This is a genomic window from Actinomyces sp. (assembly GCF_030530635.1).
In the GTDB taxonomy this organism is placed as follows: Bacteria; Actinomycetota; Actinomycetes; order Actinomycetales; family Actinomycetaceae; genus Actinomyces.
In genome coordinates, this window is the sequence record NZ_JAUMUL010000008.1 from 1 (window position 1) to 23,711 (window position 23,711).

The 23,711-nt window shown below is 69.0% G+C and carries 18 protein-coding genes; 10 read left to right on the forward strand and 8 right to left on the reverse strand.

Annotated features, from left to right (window positions below):
• Window positions 1-87 precede the first annotated feature (87 nt).
• The 5 genes from Q4A20_RS03470 to Q4A20_RS03490 all read right to left on the reverse strand — a co-directional run bounded on the left by Q4A20_RS03470 (window position 88) and on the right by Q4A20_RS03490 (window position 9,965).
• Complete coding sequence (locus Q4A20_RS03470) at window positions 88-3,204, reverse strand: glycosyl hydrolase (protein WP_303120364.1); 3,117 nt, start codon at window positions 3,202-3,204, stop codon at window positions 88-90.
• Between the two features lie 29 nt (window positions 3,205-3,233).
• Window positions 3,234-4,895: a family 43 glycosylhydrolase gene (locus Q4A20_RS03475; RefSeq protein WP_303120366.1), complete on the reverse strand. Its 1,662-nt coding sequence runs from the start codon at window positions 4,893-4,895 to the stop codon at window positions 3,234-3,236.
• Between the two features lie 70 nt (window positions 4,896-4,965).
• A complete protein-coding gene (locus Q4A20_RS03480; protein WP_303120368.1) occupies window positions 4,966-6,006 on the reverse strand; it encodes an alpha/beta hydrolase in 1,041 nt (346 codons plus the stop codon).
• A 47-nt stretch (window positions 6,007-6,053) separates the two neighbouring features.
• On the reverse strand, window positions 6,054-8,351 hold the full coding sequence (locus tag Q4A20_RS03485; RefSeq protein ID WP_303120370.1) for a glycoside hydrolase family 3 N-terminal domain-containing protein: 2,298 nt from the start codon (window positions 8,349-8,351) through the stop codon (window positions 6,054-6,056).
• 123 nt (window positions 8,352-8,474) lie between these two features.
• Window positions 8,475-9,965 (reverse strand): MFS transporter, encoded by a 1,491-nt coding sequence (locus tag Q4A20_RS03490; protein WP_303120371.1) that lies wholly within the window; start codon window positions 9,963-9,965, stop codon window positions 8,475-8,477.
• 438 nt (window positions 9,966-10,403) lie between these two features.
• Here Q4A20_RS03490 and Q4A20_RS03495 point away from each other — a divergent pair, with 438 nt between their 5' ends.
• The 3 genes from Q4A20_RS03495 to Q4A20_RS03505 all read left to right on the forward strand — a co-directional run bounded on the left by Q4A20_RS03495 (window position 10,404) and on the right by Q4A20_RS03505 (window position 12,628).
• Complete coding sequence (locus tag Q4A20_RS03495; RefSeq protein ID WP_303120373.1) at window positions 10,404-11,714, forward strand: ROK family protein; 1,311 nt, start codon at window positions 10,404-10,406, stop codon at window positions 11,712-11,714.
• Between the two features lie 282 nt (window positions 11,715-11,996).
• Window positions 11,997-12,314: a type II toxin-antitoxin system Phd/YefM family antitoxin gene (locus Q4A20_RS03500; RefSeq protein WP_303120375.1), complete on the forward strand. Its 318-nt coding sequence runs from the start codon at window positions 11,997-11,999 to the stop codon at window positions 12,312-12,314.
• Window positions 12,311-12,628 carry a type II toxin-antitoxin system RelE/ParE family toxin gene (locus tag Q4A20_RS03505; protein ID WP_303120377.1) on the forward strand — a complete coding sequence of 106 codons (318 nt, stop codon included), beginning with the start codon at window positions 12,311-12,313 and terminating at the stop codon, window positions 12,626-12,628. The genes Q4A20_RS03500 and Q4A20_RS03505 overlap by 4 nt, the downstream gene beginning before the upstream one ends.
• Window positions 12,629-12,686: 58 nt before the next feature.
• Here Q4A20_RS03505 and Q4A20_RS03510 read toward each other — a convergent pair whose 3' ends face one another.
• From Q4A20_RS03510 to Q4A20_RS03520, 3 genes are all read right to left on the reverse strand, one after another.
• Window positions 12,687-14,276, reverse strand: a complete 1,590-nt coding sequence (locus Q4A20_RS03510; protein ID WP_303120378.1) for a DUF5597 domain-containing protein — start codon at window positions 14,274-14,276, stop codon at window positions 12,687-12,689.
• A 133-nt stretch (window positions 14,277-14,409) separates the two neighbouring features.
• Entirely contained in the window at window positions 14,410-14,802 is a 393-nt protein-coding gene (locus Q4A20_RS03515) for a DUF6379 domain-containing protein (protein ID WP_303120380.1), read from the reverse strand.
• A gap of 9 nt (window positions 14,803-14,811) precedes the next feature.
• Window positions 14,812-15,870, reverse strand: coding sequence for a sugar phosphate isomerase/epimerase (locus tag Q4A20_RS03520; protein ID WP_303120381.1), 1,059 nt, complete (start codon window positions 15,868-15,870; stop codon window positions 14,812-14,814).
• A 301-nt stretch (window positions 15,871-16,171) separates the two neighbouring features.
• Between Q4A20_RS03520 and Q4A20_RS03525 the strand changes: the two genes are divergently transcribed.
• The 7 genes from Q4A20_RS03525 (at window position 16,172) to Q4A20_RS03555 (ending at window position 23,706) form a co-directional block, all read left to right on the forward strand.
• Entirely contained in the window at window positions 16,172-17,377 is a 1,206-nt protein-coding gene (locus Q4A20_RS03525) for an ROK family protein (RefSeq protein ID WP_303120383.1), read from the forward strand.
• Window positions 17,378-17,517: 140 nt separating this feature from the next.
• Window positions 17,518-17,802: a putative quinol monooxygenase gene (locus Q4A20_RS03530; protein WP_303120385.1), complete on the forward strand. Its 285-nt coding sequence runs from the start codon at window positions 17,518-17,520 to the stop codon at window positions 17,800-17,802.
• 552 nt (window positions 17,803-18,354) lie between these two features.
• Entirely contained in the window at window positions 18,355-19,146 is a 792-nt protein-coding gene (locus Q4A20_RS03535; protein WP_303120388.1) for a sugar phosphate isomerase/epimerase, read from the forward strand.
• A gap of 168 nt (window positions 19,147-19,314) precedes the next feature.
• Window positions 19,315-20,316: a sugar phosphate isomerase/epimerase gene (locus Q4A20_RS03540; protein WP_303120391.1), complete on the forward strand. Its 1,002-nt coding sequence runs from the start codon at window positions 19,315-19,317 to the stop codon at window positions 20,314-20,316.
• A gap of 189 nt (window positions 20,317-20,505) precedes the next feature.
• Window positions 20,506-22,593 carry a hypothetical protein gene (locus tag Q4A20_RS03545; RefSeq protein WP_303120394.1) on the forward strand — a complete coding sequence of 696 codons (2,088 nt, stop codon included), beginning with the start codon at window positions 20,506-20,508 and terminating at the stop codon, window positions 22,591-22,593.
• Between the two features lie 98 nt (window positions 22,594-22,691).
• Window positions 22,692-23,168 carry a DUF2218 domain-containing protein gene (locus Q4A20_RS03550; protein WP_303120397.1) on the forward strand — a complete coding sequence of 159 codons (477 nt, stop codon included), beginning with the start codon at window positions 22,692-22,694 and terminating at the stop codon, window positions 23,166-23,168.
• Between the two features lie 100 nt (window positions 23,169-23,268).
• Complete coding sequence (locus Q4A20_RS03555; protein WP_303120399.1) at window positions 23,269-23,706, forward strand: Ohr family peroxiredoxin; 438 nt, start codon at window positions 23,269-23,271, stop codon at window positions 23,704-23,706.
• Window positions 23,707-23,711: the final 5 nt, after the last annotated feature.

A 23,711-nucleotide genomic window follows, 5' to 3' on the forward strand; every position in this document is an offset into this window, starting at 1 on the left:
GCCCGCCATAAGTACCGACCTCGGCACGTAACAACTACCGACCTCAGCACGTAAGATCTACCGAACTCGGCGGAGGGGGCGGAGGGGCTAGCGGAGGTGGACGGGGCCGAGGAGGCCGTGGGGAACGCTCGGGTGCTCCACCGCCCAGGGGCCGGTCATGTAGGCGTCGGCCGCGAGGGTGGCGTTGCGCAGCGTCGTGCGCACCTCGATCTCAATGATCGGCTCACGGCCCACGGCCACGGCCGCCGCCAACGCGCCCCCGATCGCGATGGCCGCGTCATAGCGCAGCACCGGCCCGAAGACCCGGTCGCCCACCCGCACCAGGGCGCTACCGCCCAGCTCCCCGAGGCTCAGTACCGCGTCCGCGAGCGCAGCCGGGTCGGCGCCACCGCCCACTTCCGCGCGTACCCGGTACACGCCGGTACCGGACACGTCCTTCAGCGCAGGCACTTCGCGCCAATCGCCGGGTCCCTGCCCGGGCAGGACGATGGTGCGCGGTCCGTTCGGCTCCTCACTGGTGACGGTCAGGCTCCACTCCGTCAGCGCGATCTCCTCGCCGCCACTTCCGATTCGCCGCCCGGTCTCGACTGCACCTGCACCGACGACGGCCCCGGCAACGGCACAGGCCCCGCCCGCACCCGTAACTTCACCGGTACCCGGCCCGGGCTGCGCGGACACCAGCCGCAGCACCGCCAAGCCGAGCGGCTCCAGGCGGGCCTCCACCCGCGTACGCCCGCCGGTCGCCTCGGCACCCACCGGCGTGATCTCGCCGGTGTCCAGGTCCAGGACCTCTACGTGCCTGGCACCCTCGATCTTCAGCGGCAGTGCCACCGCCTGCGCGGCGGGGTTGTATACGAGCACGTAACGGCCCTCGACGGCGTCGCGCACCTGGGTCAGTAGGACCGGCCCGTTCCAGGCCACACGGGGCCGCACCCCGAGCGCCGCGAGCGCGCCGGGCACCTGCGCCCAGCCGTCCACCCGCTGCACGCGCGGCCCCGCAAGCACGGAGGCGACCGCCTCACGGACGGCCGCGTCGGCGTCGGCGCCGCCCCAGCCGGCATCCCCGGTGGGCGGCCGGCCGACGAGCACGATCGCCAGTCCCTCCGCGGCGGTGCGCGCCAGCGCACGGGCCGCATCCAGCGGGATCGCGCCGTCCTGAAGCCCGGCATCCAGTACCAGTGCCCGGTAGGCGGGTCCCTCGGGGAAGAGCACGACTCGCCCCGCACCGGGCGCGCACTCGGCGGCCGGTAGCGTCCCGCTTCCGGCCGCCTGTCCCCCAGCGGCGGTCTGATCCACGGCACCCGCCGCTGCGGCATTGATACCGCACCCGGGCCCCGCTTCGAGGCCGACGGCGCCCTCCTCGGCCAGGCCGACCGGGTCGAGTATCTGCACGTTGTAGCCGGCGCGCTCCAGGGGCTCGGCGTCGATGAGCCGGTCGGGGGCGGTGGCATCGGCCTCGGCGTTGCCGCGGGCGGCGGTGGTCAGGAAGCCGTCCCGGTAGACGGCCACGTCCGCCCGGGGCGTGCCGGTCTCCAGCACGGCGGTGCCGCGCGCCCAGTAGTCGGTCAGGCCCCGCCAGTGCTCCCACTGGGGAAAGTGCCGGTGGTTCCAGGACTCGGAGACCACTGTGCCGAAGCGGCCGCGGGTGGGCCAGGGCGCCTCGCCATCTTGGGCGGCGAAGCCGTGTACGAAGGGCTTGGTGACGCCGACGGCCCACTCCTTGTCGAGCATGTGCCGGTAGTCGGCCAGGGAGAAGTCGTAGCACTTGTCCATCTGGGCGCCGAGTTCGGTGGACACGCGCACGGCCCCGCCCTGGTGGGCGCCGGCCACGCAGCTGCGCTGCCAGTCCAGGGCGAAGCGCCAGTTGGGGTGGTCCCTGCGCATGGGTGCGCGGTCGCCGGAGTTCAGGGACTCCACCTCCGCGCGCCCGCCGCAACGCACCAGCTCGCGGAAGGAGCGGACCGGTTCCAGGTTCTGCCCGTAGGCGGCCTGGGCCTTGTGCCGCATGCCGTGCCCGGCGGCCCAGTCCTGGATAAGCGCCAGGTGGTCGATGACGTACAGGTCGGTGACGGTGCGGTCGTAGTCGGTGCGCACGCGTCGCCCCAGCGTGGTCGGTGCGCCGTCGGGGTCGGCGGAGTCGAAGTCGGGGCGTGGAGGTGCCTCGGGCACCCAGTAGCGGCACTGGCCGTGGGCGATCAGCAGCGGCAGGTAGCGGGTGGGGTCGTAACCGCGCAGGGCCCGGAAGCGCGGCAGCAGCTCGGGGCTCCAGAACAGGCAGTCGGCGTTCAGCTCCAGGGAGTCCTCGAACAGTTCGGTGGCGGTGGACCCCTCCGCCCCCAGGGCGGCCACGCCCGCAGGCCCGAGCTGCTGCTCGTCCAGGTAGGCCAGGGCGGCGCGGGCGGCGGCAGCGTCCAGGAAGCTGGTCACCCCCTGCTCGCTGTCGCGGCTCCAAAACGCCATGAGCGCCCACTGCCCCTCCCCCGGCGTCCAGGCGACGACGGCGCCCGCGCCCTCACCACGCACCTGCCCGGTAAGGTCGGTCAGGGTGGTCTCCTCCAGGAGGGTGGAGTGCTCGGGCTCGATGATCTTGGTGGGCTTGCCCCAGGGGTTGCCGGAGTCAATCACGCGCGGTGGTGTGCCGCGCCGAAGCACCCGGGCGGCGACGACGGCGACCAGCTTCCCGCCGCGAGCCAGTTCCGCGTCGTCGAAAGGCGCGGGCACGGGGGTGGTGACCGCGCCGCCGCGGCCACGGGCGGGCCCTGGAAGCTTGGCGGAGTCCGCGTCGGACCGGCCGGCGTCGCCCCGGACATCCGCCCGACCCTCGCCCTCAACCCACCTCACCCCGTACTGGAGTTCCTGGGCGGCGTAGGCGGTGCCGCGGGTGGTGTTGGGGGTCTGCAGCGGCCAGGCGGCGCCGAGCGTCATGGCCACCCCCACCCCCAGGTGCCGGGCCTCGGCCAAGACGGCGGCCAGCGCCTCACGCTGGGCGGCGTCGGCCCAGAAGCCGGGCGAGAAGGCGATCTCCACCTCCCCGAAGCCGGCGGCGGCGATCGCCCGCAGCTCCTCCAGCAGTTCCTCAACCGGAACCGGCTGCTGCCACCACCAGCGGATCCCGGGCCGGTCGGTCATCTCCGGGGTGGCGAATCGCGCCCGGGTCAGGACGGCGCGGGTGGCGGGGCGGCGCCGGTCGGTGGGGGCGGTCATCATGTGCTCCTAGCTGTGACGTGCGGCCCTTACAGGGCCCGGTAGCGGAAGTCGGTGATGCGGGCGCTGCCGGGTCCGGCGGCGAAGACGGCGGGCCGCAGCGAGACCAGGTCGTTCGCGGTGTTGGCGTGGTAGCCGGAGCACTCCAGGGTGAGCGGGTAGTGCGTCCACTCCGTGTGCCCGGGGCTGCGGTAGTACATCTGCACGATGTGCTCGCGCTTGTCCAGGGCGAGTTCCAGGGCGCGGGTGCCCTCCGGCAGCGGCTGACTCCCCCAGGTGCGGGTGCCGCCGGTCCAGGCCTGCAGGCGCCCGGCGGCCAGCTCCAGTCCGAGGAAGAGCCGGTGGTTGAAGAACAGCAGCAGGCCCGCCGTCGTCCCGAGGGTCCCCGAGCCGCCGGACGTGCCCGGTTCACTGCCGCAAGCCCCGGCGGCTCCGGTCTGCGGGCCGCCGTCCTCTCCCGCCCGGGCGGCGTCCAGCAGTTCGATGCCGACCTCAACCCGGTAGGAGCGGTCGGGGGCGCGCACGGTCATGGGTGAGGCCGACGTCGGGTCCTGGCCCTTCCCGGCCAGCACCAGGCCCGCCTCGGTGAAGGCGGCGCGGGCGGTCTCGTCGGCACCCGGCCGGTCGAAGGTCCAGCGCCAGCCCCAGGCCGGGGTGTGGAAGTCGTCGGACAGGGCTACGCCGTGGGGCCGCTGCTGGCTGCCGCCGCCGGGCAGGGGCAGGGGCGCGGTGAGGTCGCCGCCGCGGGCGACGGGCCAGCCGTCGTCGGTCCAGTCGACCGGTTCCAGCAGGATCTGCCGACCCAGCCCCTGGGCGCCCCGCTCGTAGGCGTGGTAGATGACGTACCACTGTCCGCCGGGTCCCTCCAGCAGGGTGCCGTGGCCCCGGGACCACCAGGGCTGGGCGGCGTCGGTGCAGCGCACCAGCGGGTTGGTGGGCATGTTCTCCCATGGTCCGTCGATGCTGCGGGAGCGGGCCACGATGACCATATGCCCGGTGGCCGGTCCGGCGGTGCCGCCGACGGCGGAGACCAGGTAGTGCCAGCCGTCCCGCTGCACGTGCTTGGGGCCCTCCAGGGAGTAGGCCTCCACCACCCAGTCCTCCGGGTAGTGCCAGCCGTCATAGACGTGCTCCACCTCGCCGACGGTTCCCAGGCCGTCGGGGGTGAGCCGGACCCGGTCGACGCCGTTCAAAAACAGGTAGCGTTCGCCGTCCTCCCCCACGGCGTGTCCGGGGTCGATGTAGCCGCGCAGGCCCAGGTCGATGGGGCCGTGCCAGGTCCCCTCGATGTCGTCGGCCCACATCACCGCGATGGTGGGGGCATCCACGCGCGACCAGGAGGTGGGCATGAAGGGGATGTACATATAGTAGCGGCCGGCGTGCTCCACCAGGTCGATGGCGAAGACGTTGCCCCAGGGCTCCGGGCAGGCGGGGCCGACCGGCTCCCAGTCCACCAGGTTCTCCGAGCGCCACAGCACAATGCCGGGGCTGGACTCGAAGGAGGAGTAGGTGAGGTAGTACCGGTCCCCCACCCGCAGGACGGTGGGGTCGGGGTAGTCCCCACCCATGACGGGGTTGCGGTAGGTGCCGTCGCCGAGGTTGGCGCGGCGCTGGTTCTCAATGCCACTCCCCCAGGCGGGGGCGGCGGACGAGGCGGTACGCGATGCGGCATTCGGGCTCGTGGCGGTCATGTGGTTACTCCGGTGGTGCGACGGCGGTTATGTACAGCTTGCGGGTAGTTGAGAGGGGTGGCGAGAGCACTCAGCGCAGCACGTCGCCGATGAAGGCGGCGAAGTGGTCGCAGGTTGCCTTGGCGGTGGGCAGTCCGGGCACGGACAGGTGGCCGTGAGTCTCCCCCGGCACCGTGTGCTGCTCCACATCGACGCCCGCCTGTGCGAGTTGGGCGGAGAAGCGCTCCCCAGAGGCGCGCAGGTCGTCGGCCTCGCAGTTCTCGATGTAGGTGCGCGGGTAGCCGGCCAGGGACTCGGCGTTCCCGGGCATGGCGTAGTCGAAGTGCTCGACGCCGGTCATCTCGGGTCCGAGGAGCTGCCCGGTGAGGTAGTCGTTCTGGGCGGCAGCGGCCTCACGGCCGGCCCACAGTAGAGGAGGGAGAGTCGCGAGTACGGCGGCAAGCTCGGCGGATGGCTCCGGCAGCGGGTAGTGCACCAGCGGGTAGGCGAGGAAGACGCCGGCGGGGGCCTGTCCGGCGTCGCGCCCGTGCAGGCCGACGGAGGCGGCCAGGCAGGCCCCGGCACTGCCGCCGCCGACGGCCACCCTGGCCGGGTCGGTGGGCAGTCCATGCCCTCCGGCGCGCGCCCACTGGTAGGCGGCCCAGCAGTCGTCATGCGGGATGGGGTGGGTGACGCCGTCGACGGCGAGCCGGTAGTCGACGCTTATCACGGGCAGCCCGGTGGCATGCGCCAGGCGGGCGGCGGTGTGGTCGGCCTCGGGCATGTCCAGGTCGCCGAAGATGAAGGCGCCCCCGTGGATCCAGACGACGGCGCCGCGGCGGCCGGCGGCGTCGGGGGCGGATAGCTCACGCGGGGTATAGACGCGTACGGGCACGTCCCCGTGCGGACCGGGGGCGGCATCGTCCCGGCGGTCCACCTCGGGCAGGTCTACGGGCTCGACGGGCAGGTCGTAGCGGGCCGCCCGGGCCTGATACTCGGCAGTGAATCCGGGGCCGCGCGGGGGCAGGCCGTCCAGGATGTGAATCCGCTCGCCGTGGATGCCGGCGACGCGTCCCACCTTCTCGGGGCCATCGGTGACGACGACGGGGTCGTGGGTCGAGTTGAAGCGCATGGGTCGTACCTCCTCGTACGTGCTTGCGGATGGATGTGTGCGGCGGGTCAGTCGGTGACGGTCAGCAGCAGCGGTTCGGCGTCGGAGTCGTCCCCGAGGCGGATCTCGAAATCGCCGGGCTCGACGCGCCAGCCCTCCCCGTCGTCGCCGAACAGCGCCAGGTGGCTGCGGTCCAGACGGAAGGAGACCGCTTGGCTGCCGCCGGCGGGGACGGAGACGCGCTGGAAGCCGGCGAGCCTGCGGACGGCGGGGGCGAGCGAGGCGAGCACGTCGCGGGTGAACAGCAGCACCACGTCCTCGCCGTCCCTCTCCCCGGTGTTGGCAACCGTGGCCGTGACCTCCACGGCGGCGCCGGCGTCGAGCTCGGCCCGGGAGATGGTGGTGCGATTCAGGGCGGCGTCGCGGTAGGTGAAGCTCGTGTAGGACAGGCCGTGGCCGAAGTGGAAGCGGGGGCCGAGCGGCAGGTCGCGGTACTTGGAGGTGAAGAACTCCTGGAGGTTGGCGGGGCCGTCCAGGCCCATGTCGAAGACGGGCTTGACCATCTCCCCGCCGCGGGTGGCGGGGCGTCCGGTGTTCTCGTGGGCGTCGTATGTGGCCGGGAGCTGCCCGGAGTGGCGGGGGAAGCCGATGGGTAGGCGCCCGGAGGGGTTGACGGCGCCGGTAAGGACGTCGGCGATGACCTCCGGGCCGGTGGTGCCCAGGTGCCAGGCGGCCAGGACGGCGCCCGGCTCCTCGATCCAGTCCTCCACGACGAGCGGGCGCCCGGCCACGAGCACCACGGCCAGGGGCGTGCCGGTGGCGGCGATGGCGTGGACGAGGGCGGCCTGGTCGCCGGGCAGGTGCAGGTCGGCGCGGGAGGTGGCCTCGCCGGTGAGCTGGCTGGGCTCGTCCAGGGCGAGGATCACCAGGTCGGCGTCGGCGGCGGCCGCGGCGACGGCGTCGACCTCCTCCCCGGTGACGCCGAGCGGGTCATGCCCGCCCAGCACCGTCAGCTCGGGGGCGGGCGTACCGGCGTCGGCGGCACGGGCCTCCAGGGCCACGGCCAGCGCGTCCGCGAGAGAGCGGGTGGGTGGGGCGGCGAAGTGCTGCACCCAGGCGCCCAGGTGGTCGGTGTGGGTGGCGGCCGGGCCGGCCAGCAGGATGCGGCGGGCGGTGGGGGCGATCGGTAGGGAGCCGTCGTTGGTGAGCAGCACGGGGCACTTCTCGGCGGCGGCGCGGGCGGCGGCCAGGTGCTGCGGGGTGGGGGCGGTGATCTCGGCGGCGGGGTCCACGTAGGGGTTCTCGAACAGGCCGAGGGCCAGCTTGAGGGCCAGGACGCGGCGGACGGCGTCGTCGACGCGGGCCACCAAGGCCGGGTCGTCACCGTCCAGGAGGGCGGGGTGGTCGGGGCGGGCGGCCGGGTCGTGCAGGTGCCCGCCCATTTCGATGTCGAGCCCGGCGGAAAGCGACGTGCGGGCGGCGCCGGGCAGGTCGGCGGCCACCCCGTGGGGGATGAGGTTCTCCACGCCGGAGGCGTCGCCGACTATCGCGCCGGTGAAGCCGAGCTGGTCCTTGAGGAGGCCGGTGAGCAGGCGGCGGTTGGCGTGCACGGGGCGGCCGTTCATGGTGTTGAAGGAGGCCATGACGGAGCCGACACCGGCGTCCACGCAGGCGGCGAAGGGCGGCAGGTACACGGAGTGGAGCCGCTGGTCGGACATGTCCACGGTGTTGTAGTCGCGGCCGCCCTCGGCGGCGCCGTAGCCGATGAAGTGCTTGGCGGTGGCCACCATGGTGCCGGGCTCATCCAGGCGCTCGTGCTGGTAGCCCGTAACCATGGCGGCCCCGAGTTCGGCGGTCAGCAGGGGATCCTCGCCGAAGCCCTCGGCGACGCGCCCCCAGCGCGGGTCGCGGGCGACGTCCACCATGGGCGAGTAGGTCCAGGTGACGCCGCCGGAGCGGGCCTCGGCGGCGGAGACGGCGGCGCAGGAGCGGGCGACGGCGGTGGAGAAGGAGGCGCCCATGGCCAGCGGGGTGGGGAAGATGGTGCGCTGGCCGTGGATGACGTCCAGGCCGATGAGCAGGGGGATGCCGTGCGGGGTCTCCTCCACGGCGGCGCGCTGGATCGCATTGGCGTCAGCCGCGTTGCCGGGCCAGAACAGGGCGCCGATGCCGGCACGGGCCTCCTCCAGACACTCCTCGGTGGTCATCTTGAAGGTGACCTGCACCTGCGCCAGCTTCTCCTCCCAGGTGAGGGAGGCGAGGATGGCCTCGATGCGCTCGCGCTGGGCGGCGGTGAGTTGGGCGGCGGGGCTCTTCGGGCTGGTGGCTGGGTGGTTGGCGGCGGAGGCGGCGTTGGCGGCGGTCATGTGAGGGCTCCTCGCTGAGCTGTCAATCGGGTGGGCGGAGAGAGTAGTTGGAGGGGTTGGGGCGGGCGCAGGGCGGCGTCGGCCCTCAGGTCGATCATCCCCCTGCACCCGCCCGTGACGTAATCAGATCTCGCCGCGTTTCTCCGCGGCGCGCTCAGCCGCTTCGGCGAGGCGCTCGGCCTCCTCACGGCTTACCCCCTCGGCGAGGGCCTCAGCCCGGGCGGCGCGCTTGACCTCGAGCTCAGCCTCGATCTCATGCATCGTCTTGGTGTCCAGCTTCCAGAACAGCAGCGGAACGAAGGCCAGGAAGGCCATGATTGCGGGGACGAGGTTTGCGGCGATATTAATGCCCGTGAGCGCACTTGCACTTTGCACCTCCAGGGCTCCGTTGTATCCGAACCAGCCCATGATGTACAGGGCGGCGGCGCCACCAATAGCGTTGGCGAACTTCGTGGACAGGGACACTGCTGCGTAGGAGGTACCGTCCGCACGAACACCCGTCTTGAGCTCGTAGTAGTCGACGGCGTCCGGCACCATGGACAGGGCGATCGGGGCCGCAAAACCGGACAGACCGTAGAGGAACTGCAAAGCGAGGAGCACCGTGAGATTGGTCTGCCCGAAGAAGAAGATGAGCACGAGGAAGATCCCTCCCGAAAGCACGGAGGCCATCATCATGTTGCGCTTGCCCAGCTTGAGGGCAAAGGGCGGCAAAGTGACGCTGCCGATGATCGTGCCGATTCGGAAGGCAAGCATGACGCCCGCCATCAGGAGCGGGTTGCCCAGGAGCCAACGGCAGTAGTAGAACATGATGCCGATACGGCCGAAGAGGCCGAAGAGCTGCAACAGCAGCGTCAAGAACACCACCATGAGCTGATCGTTGGTGACGACCGCCTTAACCGTCCGGCTGAAGGGGATCTTCTGCTGCTCCGGTGTCATGGTGATGCGCTCGCGAACGTTCAGACCGGTGATCAGGAAGGCCGGTAGGGCGATGAGCGCGAAGATGAGCATCGTCAGGAAGTAGGAGCGGCTATCGAAGCCGCGTTCCTTGGCAGCCTCCGAGGCTACGAGGGAAACCAGGAGGAAGGGGGTGGCCACGTCCAGAATCAGCCCGGCGGCCTGAGAGCCGATGTTGCGAATCCAGTTGAGAATGACTCGTTCACCCGAGTCCGTGGTCATGACACCCGCCAGCGAGCCGTAGGACATATTGGCGACCGTGTAGAGGAAGCACAGTAGGACGTAGCCGATCCCGGCCCAGGCGATCTTGGCGCCGTTGCCACCGTGGAACGGCATCCAGAAGGCCAGGATCATGCTGATCGACAGCAGCGGGGCGCCGAAGATCACGTAGGGGCGGAACCTGCCCCAGCGGCTCTTCGTGCGCTCAGCCACGTAGCCGAAGGCGAGGTCCTGGAAGCCGTCCAGGACACGGGCAACGAGCAGGATGTTCGCCGCCGCGGCCGCTGGAATGAGCGCGATGTCGGTGTAGAAGGTGATGAGGTAGGAGCCAACAGTCGTCCAGACGAACTGGGAGCCGAACTCGGCGAAGCCGTAGGAGATCTTCTCCTTGAGGGGGACCTGGGCCCCCTGATGCGTGGGCGCTTCTGACTGGGTCGTCATAACAGGCCTTTCTGTGATGCGAAGTGCGGAACGATCGGATAGCGACCGCGCCCGGAACTCCTCGGGCCCGACGGCGATGTACTGGGCCCGGTGCGTTCTGGGGTTCAGTCAACGTGGGAGCGCCGCGACCAACAAGCAGCAGAGACAGCCGTTCTGCACTCGCCGTGCATAAGCTCACACCACATCACAGGCACCGGCCGAACCGCCCCAACCACCCTTAGTTGGCGCCCCTTCAGCACATTCAGATCCCGGCTCGGGGTATCCGTCAGGTCCAGCGACGCGCCACATCCACAGATCCACGTTATGCACGATCACAGCAGAAGTCGGCGACTCGATGCCAGTAATACGGTTGACGGGTACAAAAGTGCGACGGACACTGCCCATGTGACACCACAAGCAGATAAGCACGATGACGTGCAGGCACCGCCATCTCCTCCAATGTCCCCGCGTACGTCCGCTACCGGGGCCCGCCCCCCTTCGTTCGCCCACGTATCGCAACTGGCCGAACTCATCGCCGAGGCACGCCGGTACCCCCAGGGACTGTCCCGTGCCGACCTGTCCGAGACCCTGACACTGGGCCGTAACGCCGTTGACCGGCGCCTCAAGACCGCCGTCGGTCTCGGACTGCTCTGCCCCGCCGGACGCGGGATATCCACTGGCGGCCGCGCCCCGGAGATGTGGCGGTTCAACCCGTCGGCCGCAACGATCCTCGTACTGTCGATCTCATATCGTTCGAGCACGGTGGCGCTTACGGATCTCAATGGCGAGATCATCGATCAGACCCGCTGGGATGAGGGCATTCTCTGCGCCCCACAGGCCGTCATCGGCAACTCCTTGGCGCACCTCGCCGATCTGCGCAGCCGCCACCCCGAGCTGCCGCCCACGTGGGGTCTGGGCGTCAGCATCCCGACCACCGTCGACTTCAGGGACGGGAGCCTGATCGCCCCGGCCACAGCCAGAACCGGTGGAGCGTCCGACACCCTCAGCTGGACCGATTTCCCACTACGCAGCCGACTGGCACAGGCACTCGGCCTGCCGGTATGGATCGACGACGAGGTCAACGTCCTGGCGCTGGCCGCCGCGAAGCGAATCGGCGCCCCGCAGGACCTTTTGTATGTCCGCCTCAGCCTAGGGCTGGGCATGGGCATCGTCTCCCAGGGGCAGGTGCACCGCGGTGCCGCAGCGGCCTCCGGAGAGATCGCCCATATTCAGATGACGGGATCAGGCGGACGCGCCTGCCGCTGCGGACGCAGGGGATGCTTGGAGACGACGCTCTCCGGAGGCGCCATGGAGGAGGAGGCCGTCACCCCGCAGGCGCTTAAACGTTCCTCCTACCTGCGCCGCCTGGACGAGTCCGGCGGAGTCCGCTGCGAACACGTCTTCCGCGGCGCGGCTGAGGGCGACCCCGTGTGCAGGCGACTGCTGACCGAGGCGGCAGACCGGCTCTCGGTGGTACTGGCGGTACTCACCACCACCTACAATCCCGGGGAGGTGGTACTCGGCGGCGGCGTGGCGCAGGCCGGCGAGTTCTTCTCGATGGCGGTGGGCCAGGCACTGCGTCGGCGGGTACTGCCGGCCACCTCAGAGCGTCTGCGCGTGCGCATGGGCAAGACGGACGATGCGCTGATAGGCGCCTGCCGCATGGTTACCGATCGCCTGCTGTCCGCCCACGTCATGCATGTCTGGCTGCCCCAGGGCTCCCCCGTGGGGGTACAGGAGCTGGTTACCCACCGCCGCCAGGATGCATGACCGCCTTCGCGAACGCACCCCCACCCCCACCCCACCGAGATCGGTCGATATAACCGTCGAGATCGGTAGATGTGACGTATCCGGGTACGCACCACACACCTGCAGCTGCCAACGTTCGCAGCACCGCAGCACGCGCACCCGCACGGCGGCCAGGCGGTCCAACGGCAGCAGGTTAAGACGCTCGTCGCCGTTGAGGTTGCGTCCACCCAGCCACTCCCCCACCTCTCAGCTCTGCTATCATGCTGATGATAAAACGTATTCAATGAGGGGTTGAGGATACCCATGCCAGTCATCCGCCCGATCTCCGACCTGCGCAACAAGTTCACAGAGATCTCAAAGACTGTACACGATGCCGACCGCCCTGTCTTCCTGACCCGCAACGGGGTGGGCGACATGGTGGTGATGAGCATCGAGCACTACGAGGCGCTCGCGCTCAACCGGGAGATCACCGAGGCGCTGGCCGCGGCGGAAGTCGAGATGGAGACAACCACGGAGCGTTCCACCTCGGAGGAAGTACTCGCGTACGCACTCGCCGCGATCGACAACGCCAACGAATCCAGACAGGCCAGCACGTCGCACCCCGTCGAAACAGAAGCATGAGATCGTACGTAGTCCGCTACCTGCCCAGAGCACAGCAAGAACTCGCCGATGCTGGTCTATCGGTACTCGAGGTATCTGGAGACGTTGATTCCGCAGTGCGGACAGTGCGACACATCGTCACTGTCATCAACTCGTTGAGCACCATGCCGAGTCGCCACCGCGTCTATACGCCATATCGTTCGCTCTCGCGCGAGTATCGATACGTACGCGCCGACCAGCACCTCGCCTTCTACTGGGTCGATGAGGAGTCTGCAACCGTGACCCTCGTCCGGATTATCCATGTGCGCGCGGACATCAGCCGGCACCTGGAGTGAGTCCCAACCGGCTCCCGTCTTTGCACCATCACCCAAACTGGTCTGCTCCCAGTCACCTCTACCGCCGCAGCACACGAACCCGCACGGCTGCCAGGCGGTCCAGCGGCAGCAGGTTCAACCGCTCGTCGCCGTTGAGGTTGCGGCCACTGACCCACTCCCCCGCCTCGTAGCGGCCCTCTACGGCGTCGTCAATCTCCACGATCTCACCCGGGGCACCGGCCGCCTCCAGCATCAGCCCCTGGCCGATCACCAGCACCTCATCCTCCCCCAGGTCGATCAGTACGCCCATGGGGCGCATATCCGCCGGGGCGGGCATGAGCGACTCCTCCAGGTTCTCCTGCTCGCCGCGCGCCTGCGTGCGCACCTGCACACCGGCGTCCAGGAAGATCTTGCTCAGCACGTCGGCGGCCCCGCGCACGGTCCAGGTCAGGCCGCCCAGCTCAACGACGTCGCTCTCACCCGCCTCCAGCAGCACCGGCCGGATACGGTCCTCGCGCTGCGCCGCCACGATCACTTTCTCCGCCCCGGTAAGCAGGTGGTAGGCGGCGGCGAACTGGCCGTCGGGGCGCAGGTCGTCCACCCCGAACACGTTGAAGCCGATCGCCCCAGAGCCGACCGCCCAGAAGACGTTTCCGACGGCAACTCCCGACTCTGGCACCAGCAGCGCATTATCCTCCCGCACGTACCCGGACACGGCGCCCTTGACGTCGTCGACGTAGATGTCAGGGCCGAGCAGGGCCAGCGTCGGAGCCGCCGCCTTCCACACGTCCACGACGCCGGCCACGGGCCCACCGCTGGGGTACTGGCCCGGCAGCTCCTGCCCCGGCTGGGGACCCAGCCAGGCGTTGGCGTAACAAACGACGTCCAGGTGCTCGGCCGCGGCGGCGGCCAGCGCCTCGCAGTAGGAGGCGAAGCCCCAGGCCATGAAGACCTCGTCGGCGCTCGGCCCCTCCCCGAACACCTGGGTCCATGTGCCCGAGGCGGGTGAGCCCTGCCCGCGCCACAGCCGTGAGGCGGTGCCGGTGGACTCGGGGTGGGCGGCGAGCCAGTCCAGCAACGCCGTCGGCACCGGGGCGGCCCAAGCGGCCTCGGCGACGGCCGCATGATCGCGGGAGGCGCCGAGCAGCCCGGTCTCGTTCTCCACCTGCACCATGACGACGGTGCCATCGGAGTCCACTTCGGCGATGTGGCGGGCCAGGGCGGTGAAGGCGCGCCGGTCGGCCTCCAACAAAGCGGGAGAGAACACCGACAGTACGGGGGTACCGGGCCGGGTGAAGGCACCGGTGGCGCCGTCGGAGCCGGCCTCCGCACGCGGGAAGCGCTCGGAATCGGCACGCACCCAGCGGGGCGCATAGGTGGAGGCGGCGTTCTTGAAGGCGCCGAACCAAAGCAACGTCAGCGCCAGACCACGCTCCCGCGCCAGGTCGATCAACGCGTCCACACCCGTGAAGTCGAAGGCCCCCTCGCTGGGCTCCACCAGGTGCCAGCTGACGGTGGCGGTGACGGCATTCCCACCGAGCTCGACCACCCGGTCGAAGGCGACGCGAGCGAGCCTGATGTCGGAGCTGGTGGAGTTGTGCAGTTGCCCGCCCAGCAGCAGCCGGGGGCGTCCCCCGACCATCAAGTGGCGGCTGTCGATGCGGTTCATGGAAAGTCTCCTTCGGCTTTCGGAATGGTCGGGGCTGTGGCGTTTGTGAGCAGTGGCGGATCTGGCGCCCGACGACGACGGTCCGGGGCGGAAGCCGGCCGGGCCGCCGTCGTCGGCACGCGCCTGGGCGGTTTCAGATGGTGACCGTGCGCTTCATCTCGCCGGAGAAGGGCACGGGGATGTAGGCCACGCGCGCCGAGACCCGCAGCAGCACCTCGTGCTCGCCAGGAGTCAGCCCGCCGTCCTGCAGCACGCGCACGGTGGCCTCGTCGGCGTACTCCCAGCGGAAGAAGGTGACCGTCTCCATCTCCTCCAGGGTGAACCAGTGCTTGCCGTCGTCGGCGGTGAAGCGGATCGAGTCACGGGGCACGGCCTCGCCGTCCACCTCGACCTCGACGTCGTGCACCATGGACAACGGAATGCCGCGGTAGTAGGGGATGCGGGTGCGCATCTCGAAACCGATAGTTTCGTCATTCTCCCCGACGTTGGTCAGAGAGTTCTCAGTGAAGATGTATCCGTCGAACATGGGTGCTGCTCACTTTCCGTCGTTCTGGGCGGCGGCGCCGCCGTCATTCTTGCCGTCGCTTAAATGCCGTTCCATGAGCTCCTGGTGGCGGCGCACCTGCTCGAGGTCGGCGATGGGCTCGCCCGGCAGGGTGAAGCGCTGGCCCTCGTACTCGGAGCACACGTAGCCGTCAAAGCCCAGCTGGTTGAGCCGGGTGAAGATGCGGCCGTAGTCGATGGAGTACTCCTCGCCCGTATCGGTGACCTCCCAGAACTTGCCGTGGAAGGACTTGATGTAGGGCAGGTACTCGTCCAGAGTGTCCAACGGGGTGTTCTCGTACCCGGTGGACATCATCGCGTAGAAACGGTCCTGGAAGGTGCGGAAGTGCCGGCTCAGCTCCTCCGGGAACAGGTAGTCATCCGGGTTGTCCGGATTGCGGGGGAAGAACTGGCGTGGGTCGGTGCCCCGGGCGAAGATATCGTCGATATACTTGATGACGTCCTCATTGACCCCGAGCGTCTCACGGAAATAGTTGGTGGACACGCGCGGGTGCCGCTGGCAGTAGATGCCGAAGTCGACCACGAGCCCGACGTGCGGGTTGTCGACCTCCTTCATCTCCTTGATCCAGGCCTCCGTCAAGGGGTGGTCGAAGCTCATGCCTGCGTGTACCTCGACCGCCATGGTGATGCCCAGCTTCTCCGCCAGTGGCAGGGTCGGGCGGATGACTCCCGGGTCGGTCTGGGAGACGATGCGCACCAGCGGGAAACCCAGCCGGTGAGTCAGGCGCAGGTCGGCGCTGAGAGCATCGATCTGCTCCTCCAGGGTCAGCCAGCGGTTCTTGTACAGCGAGGAGTTGATGAAGATGTCGTTGGAGACGCGTGCAAGCGGGTGGCGCTCCATGATCGCGTCCCATTCGGCGAGGGTCTCCTCGTCGGCGCGCGCGGCTCCGCGAATCATCTGATCGGAGAGGATCTCGATGCCCTGTGTGTCCATATCCTCGACGGCGGCGATGGTGCCCTCGAGACCGAGACCGCCGCGTCCGTAGGCGTCCTGCAGTGAGTACAGGGAGACGCCCTTCTTGATAGTCATGTATCCGTCCTCTCTCCGTCCTTGGAGGGTTCCTGGAAGGTGCTGAGTTCCAGTGCGGCCGGCACGCGCCGTGGGCGAGCTTGCCCGCGGTTGATAGCCGCGACTGTCTCGGGATGCCCCGGTTGAACCGAGGCTATGGCGCGGCCGGGGCGGCTGCCAGACCGGCGGAGGCGGCTTCTGCACGATCGCGGCATTAGGCGCATCGACTGCGGCTGTCTCGTCCGGTCTCCGACTGAATTAGGCTGAAGTCACATCGACGCCATCCCTTGCGGCGCCGTACTCACTATCCTGGGAGGCAGCCGTGTCTAGCCCTATCGCCGCTATCGACGCCGATGTACTCACAACTGTCAATCTCATCCGCACAGGCCGCGCGATCACCCGCCAGCAGTTGGCACGCGCCACGGGGATGGGCCGCAATACGATCTCCACCCTGATCAACACCGCGATCGACGTCGGGCTCATCGCACCGAACGGGTCAGCACCCTCAACCGGGGGCCGCGCGCCCGCCACGTGGCGCTTCTGCCAAGAGGCCGGGCTCGCACTCGCGGTGGGCGTGCATACCACCACTCTGCGCCTCGCGGTCACGGACCTGGGCGGAGATCCAGTTGAACGACGCACCCTGAACTGGTCCATTACCCGCGGCCCTGACGACACGCTGGCCCGGGCCGCTACGGCGATGCGCGAGTTGTTGCGCGGGCACCAGTTGCCGGTATGGGCGGCCGGTGTCTCCCTGCCCGGCCCGATAGACCAGGAGACGGGACGGCCGTCGAGCCCACCGATCATGCCGGGCTGGGACGACTTCGACGTCGTCGGCACCCTCGAAACCGCCCTGGGCGTACCGGTGAGCACGGGCAACGACGTCAACATCATGCTGCTGGGCTACGCCTCCGTCCTGCCCGATCAAGTCACCCGGGAGCCCGCCAATATCCTCTACCTGCAGGTGGGGACCGGAATCGGCGTGGGGATCATGTCGAATGGGCATCTGCATCTGGGTGCCGCCGGAGCCGCCGGCGATATCGGTCACGTACGCGTATACGGCGCGGATACTGTGGTGTGCCGCTGCGGGCGCACCGGCTGCCTGGAGGCGGTGGCGGGCGGCTGGGCCCTGCTGCGCGACGCCCGCCGGGCCGCCGTTGAGGGGCTGAGCCCGCATCTACGGGCATGCCTGGAGCAGCATGACGAACTCACTATTGAGGACATCGTCGGCGGCGTCAACGCCGGCGACACCGAATGCGTCACCCTGATGGTGCGCTCAGCAACCGCAGTGGGCGACGCCCTGGCCATGCTGGTGAGCTTCTTCAATCCGGGCCGGGTGGTGCTGGCCGGTCCGATGCCGCAGGGCTGCCCCATGTTCCTGGACGTCATCCGGCGCATTGTGGACGAACGTGCCCTATCCCTGGCCACCGCCCAGCTTGAGATCATGCCCGCGCACAGCGGCATTGACGACGAGCTGCACGGATGCGCCCTGCTCGCCGTCGATTCCGTCTTCAAGGCCGCCACAACCTGACCCCGCTCCCGCCCCACCCCCACCTCTCCCCGAGATCGGTTGATCTTACGTACCGAGGTCGGTAGAAATTACATGCCGAGTTCGGTAGTAATGCCGCAGCCGCACCGCCGACAGCCACGCCCCTGCACGAAGGAGCTCCCATGATCCGCATCATCGCCACATTCACCGTCCGGCCCGACGCCGTAGAGGAATTCACCGCCGCGGCACGTCAGCTGGTGGAGGCCTCGCGCGCTGAGTCCGGCAACATCTCCTACGAGTTGCTGCGCGCCCGCGACGACGCCTCGACACTCACCTTCCTGGAGGCGTGGGCCGATGATGGCGCCATTGAGACGCACAACACCTCAGCGCATTTCACAACGATCATTCCTCAGCTGAGCGCCCTGTCCACCGGCGATCCGACGATCGTCCAGTACGAGCCGGCCTGAACCCGGATCCTCGCGTTTACGGGCATGGTTGTCCGCCTCTCGTGGGCGGAACCCCGGCTGGCCTTGCTGGCTGCCGATGAGCACGCCTTCCCCCTCCAGGTGCCTGCATCCGCCGACACCATCACACCCCGGCGCGCCCGGCAGGGCTGAGACCGCCCGCGTACATACGGCGTCCACCCGGGGGGGCAGGCCGCACACGATTAGTACCGAAAAAGCCGGAAGTGTCCATCGGTGACCATTTTCAAGGTCATCCCTGCACGGCATCCTTCGGATACATACGGATATCCGCATAGTTTCAGTCATAGCGGGCTGGGGCCAACGGCCGCAATTCAGCAAAGTGGTCACCGATGGACACTTTCCGTCTGGTGGCCGTGCCCGTAGCACCGACGAAGGTAAGAGTCTGCAGTCCGTGCGGGCAGGGATTCGCCGGTCTTGAGGGCGGGGGATTGCAGACTCCTTCCGCCCGGGACGTGCAGTTGCGCACCGCCCCGACCTGGCGATTCCGGCACACCCGCGCGAGGATGACGGGAACCGGTCAAGGAGGACCCCGCCATGAAAGCTCCAAGCGTCCAGCTCTACGCCGTCCGCGACGCCCTCGCCGAAGACCTCGAGGGCACGCTCGCCCGAATCGCCGAGATCGGCTATACCCACGTCGAGGCCTTCGCCTTCGTCGAGCAGGCGGAGCGGCTGCGCACTGCACTGGACGCGGCCGGCCTGACCGCCCCGACCGCGCACGCCTCAGTCATCGAGGCGGAGGAGCCCGAGCCGATCCTGACGTCGGCCACGCAGATCGGCACCCGCCTGCTCATCGACCCGTATCTGCCGCCGGATCGGTGGCGGACCGCCGACGACGTCGCCCACCTGGCGGAGAAGACGAATGCGACGGCCGCGCTCGCAGCCCAGGCGGGGATGAGGCTCGGTTACCACAACCATGCCTGGGAGACGTCCACGCTGATCGACGGCCGTCATGCATTGGAGGTATTCGCCGACGCACTCGAACCGGAGGTGGCACTGGAGGTAGATACGTTCTGGGCGGCCTTCGGCGGCGCGGACGCCCCGGCGCTGCTGCAGCGCCTGGGCGAAAGGGTTGAGGCGATCCATGTCAAGGACGGTGTTCTGCCGCCCGCTCCCCTGCAACTTCCCGACGACGTCGAGGCAATGACCGCGGCAATGGCGCAGTACACGGCTCACCAGCAACCGGCCGGTCGCGGCCAGGTCGATGTTGCGGCATCGCTCCGGGCAGCCCCGCAGGCGCTGCGCGTGGTCGAGTTCGACGACTATGCGGGCGACATATTCGAGGGTATTGCAACCTCGCTGGCCTGGCTGCGCGAACACGATGCCTGACGGCGGGCACGCCCTACGCCTTCTGCATCGAGCGCGCAGAAGTGAAGGCGTCACCCCTGTCCGCAGCTGAACCGACACCGGTAACGTCGAACCAGTCGGGAGGTCCGGGTCGTGCGCCGCCGCCGCATCAGCCTCCGGACGACCATCCGTCTGCGAAGGAGCTTTGCCATGCCGCGTCCCATCAACCTGTTCACCGGCCAGTGGGTGGATCTGCCGTTCGAGGAGGTGTGCACCCTGGCGGAGCAGTGGGGCTTCGACGGCCTGGAGGTCCCCGTGGCCGGCGACCACCTGGACGTCTACCGCGCCGCCGAAGATGACTCCTACTGCCAGCAGTGGAAGGACACCCTGGCCCGCCACAACCTGAGCGTGTATGCCATCTCCAACCACTCCACCGGCCAGTGCATCTGCGACGACCCCATCGACTTCCGCCACCGCGGCCTGCTTTCCGATCGTGTCTGGGGCGACGGCCAGGCGGAGGGCGTGCGTGAGCGCGCTGCAGAGGAACTCAAGCTCACCGCGAAGGTCGCCGCCAAGCTCGGCGCCAAGGTCGTCACCGGTTTCACCGGCTCCAAGATCTGGAAGTACGTGGCCATGTACCCGCCGGTGGGCGCCGACGTGATCGCCGACGGGTATGAGGACTTCGCCCGCCGTTGGAACCCGATCATCGACGTCTTCGACTCCGAGGGCGTCAGGTTCGCCCTCGAGGTCCATCCCAGCGAGATCGCCTACGACTACTGGACCACCAAGGCCACCCTGGAGGCAATCGATAACCGCGAGGCCTTCGGCATCAACTGGGATCCCTCACACATGATTTGGCAGCAGCTCGACCCGGCCGTCTTCCTCACCGACTTCGCCGACCGCATTTACCACGTCCACTGCAAGGACACTAAGACCCACTTCGACGGGCGCAATGGCCGCCTGTCCAGCCACCTGCCCTGGGACGACCCGCGCCGCGGCTGGACCTTCGTGTCCGCCGGTCTGGGCGAGGCCGACCTGGATGGCTACTTCCGCACGTTGAACCAGATCGGCTACGAGGGACCCATCTCGATCGAGTGGGAGGACTCCGGTATGGACCGTCTGCACGGCGCCCCCATGGCCCTGAAGTTCGCGCGTGAGCACGTCTATGACCTGCCTGACGCCGCCTTCGACTCCCACTTCGACAACCGCTGAGCCTCGGGTCAGTCAGGCGCCCCGTCACTCGCGCTCCCAATGACGCCACACCGGCGCCCCGCGGCTTCCAAGCAGGAAGCTGCGGGGCGCCGGAATTAGACTCCTCGCATTTGTGGGTGTGCTGTTCGACGTTCCCGGCCGGTTCGCCGGAAATGCCCCAGTTCCGCCGTCAGCTGCCATCCTTGGGTCGTGTGCCCCTCCGCCGATTCAGCCGACCCCGCCGACGCTGACGTCGCACCGTCTGCGTCCTTAGACTCCCGATCCGCCGACGACGACACTCGCCCCGACCGCGACCCGGAGTTCCCGCCTCCTCCGGCGTCGCCCATCCATGAAGCCATCACCGAGACCCGGACCGTCACCGACCTCCTGCGCGGCCTGCGCGCCGGTGGCCTGATCACCGCCATCGGGGCAGGAGTCCAGGCCATGAGCCAGGAATCCCGCAACCCCGGCATGCTTGAGGCCGCGAGCGGCGGGCTCACCCCCATGCTGGCCCTGCTGACGCCCGTGGCCGTACTGGTCTGGGTGCACTACGCGCGCCTGGTCGCCGTACACCCCCGCCATGACCGCACCCGGGCCGCGACTCTGCTCGTGCTGCTCCTGGCCGTCGTACCCGCATTCGCCGTGACGGTGCTCTTCGGCAGACTGTGGCTGCGGCAATCCGGCGCGATAGGCATGGATTATCCGGTTCTATTCCCACTCACCATCACTGCCGCGGGGCTGGCCCTGACCATCGCCGCCGACGTCCTACTGCGCCTGGCCCGAAAGCAACACCCCGCCGGGCGCCAGAAGCTTCGTCGCCGTCTGCGTCTTACGCCGACAGCGCTTGCCGCCGCAGCTATCACGTTGCTCATCGCCGCCTCCACGCTCACCCTCCCGTCCCTGTCCTTCCCCGTTCGCGCCCGTTCCGTATGGCTAACCGCCGTCAGGCCAGTAGCTGTCCCCGACACGGTTGACGACGACGTTGCCTGGCAGCGGGTGTTCGAGGAGACCGAGCCTGTGCTGGGCGTCATTGCGGGAACATTCAGCCCACTGGTCATCACCGACCACGGCGTACTCGGGCTCGACCCCAACAGCGGCTACACCGACTGGATCCAAACCCGGCCAGCTTCAACGATAAAGATCGGCGACTGCGACGGCGGCCAGCAGGAGGCCTCCTGCTACGCGGCTCTCAGCCCTAACCGCGCACACCTGGTGATCGCCTACGACGCCGGCCCCACCCGTACCCTGTTCGTCGGCATCGATACCGCCACCGGACGCATCGCCTTCGAGCACATGCGCCACCACTCCAATCACGATTGGTCAGGCCGCGAGAACCGCCTGCAGATCACCGATCACGTGCTCATGGTCGACGACGAGGTGTTGTCGCTGGCGGACGGCTCCGTACTGGCCACCGCGGTGCCGGAGGCGCGTTTCCCGGTGTGCGAGGACGATTGGGGCTGCGCGACCTCCGGCTGGGAGCCCGCGTCGTTCTTCCAGGGCGGCCATTCAACGCTGATTGTGGGCGCCTACTGCCCGAGCGATCGGCGAGGATGGTGCGAGCTGGCCCTCGCGCCCGATGTCAACCCCACGGCCATCACTATCGTCGGCGGCGTCGTGCCCGCCGGGAGCCAGGCGAGCCCGGTCGTCGTCGACGGGTGGACCGTGCGCTATCGCGATCCCGACGCCGTCAAGACCGAACTCGTGGAGCAGGCCACGGGCGCCGCCGAGGCCGTTACTCATCCTCTTGACGCCGTCAGCCTCGACTCCCTGTCCGGCGCCGCGCCCACACCCGTCGTGCCCTTGGGGAACCTCGCAGCCCCGGTGCGGGAGCACGCCACCAGGACGCTGCGCGTCCAGGCCGGTTCCTCGGCCGGCTCCGCCGACGTCGTCTTTGAGCCCGCCACTGGGAAGGCCGGCACCGTCCAGGAACTGAGCGAGCGGGCCTCCGGTCGCGGGTATCTCGATGCGCTGGCCACCAGGCGCTCCGGAAGCACTTCTTCCCCGGAGGAAGTCGGATTCGACGTCGTCGCCCCGGACGGGACCGTGGCCGTGCACCTGGACCCTGAGGACATTGAAGGCTACACCGCAGTCTCCGCGGCCGACCAGCGCTACCTCAACGACGGCTACCTGGCGCCGGCGCCCGGCATTATCGCCCTGGTGTGCTCGCGCTCAGCCGCGGCCGAAGGCCCGGACGGCTCCGCCCGGGCCTCATCCGGGGCTGGGAACTCCGGGAGTACTGAAACCGTCGTCGTCGGGCTCAGCAACCGGCCCGCAGCGACCATGAGTCGCCCCGCCTGAAACACCCGCCGTATTCCCCGGAACGTTCCAACGGTCCGTGTACTCCGCCGTGGGCGATAGGCCTAGGCTGCCACCTGGTACCAGGCTAGCCTCGTCTTATGAGCACCGATACATCGCCCACTCCCGCATTCCCTGATTTCGATTACCGCTCTGTTGCCCGCGTTGCCACTGACAAGCCCGCCAGCTACGGACACCGACTCGTCAGCCACATGAACCGCAAGATCGACGCCGAGTGGAACGGGGCCGACTCCACCGGCCGCCTGATTTTCAACCGCGAGGGAACCGTGGCCGGCGTGGCGTACCTGACCTGCGAGGACGGTGCACTAAACCTCACCGTGTCGGCCTCCGCGCAGGAGCTGCCGCGTCTGGAGGACGTCGTCGGTCGGCACCTGGCGCGCTTCGGCTACGAGGATGGCGTGGTCGTCTCCTGGACGCGCGACGACGGTTCCGCCGGCACCACGCAGGGCCCCCTGACCAAGGAGGACTTGGACCGTCTGCGTGCCGAGTACCAGGACCGCGCGGCACACGAGGGCGAGTCCGATGCGGCCAAGGACTTCCCGGACCTGCGGAACTGATCACGGTCCCGCCGCCGATACCTCACCGGCTACTATCCGTCGCTGCGCGCATCCAGCCCGCACGTCCATGTAAGCACACATACACCATAGGAGGACCACCATGCCCGACGCGATCACACCCATGTACACCATTGAGGCCCTGGCCTCCGGCGACGGCCGCAACGGCCACGTCGCCTCCACCACCGGCCGCATCGACACCGACCTGGCCGTGCCGAAGGAGATGGGCGGCTCCGGCGCGAACCTGCCCAACCCCGAGGAGCTGTTCGCGGCCGGATACGCCGCCTGCTTCCACTCCGCCTTGCAGGCGGTCGCCCGCTCTGAGAAGGCCGATCTGGGCGATTCCAGCGTCGGCGCCCGGGTCTCCGTCGGCGCAGACGGTAAGGGCGGTTTCGGCCTGGCCGTCGAGTTGGAGGTTGTCATTCCCGCGCAGCCGCATGAGGCGGCTCAGGCGCTGGCCGAGGCCGCGCACCAGGTGTGTCCCTACTCCAACGCCACCCGCGGCAACATCCCGGTGACCATCACCGTCTCCGACGACTGAAACGC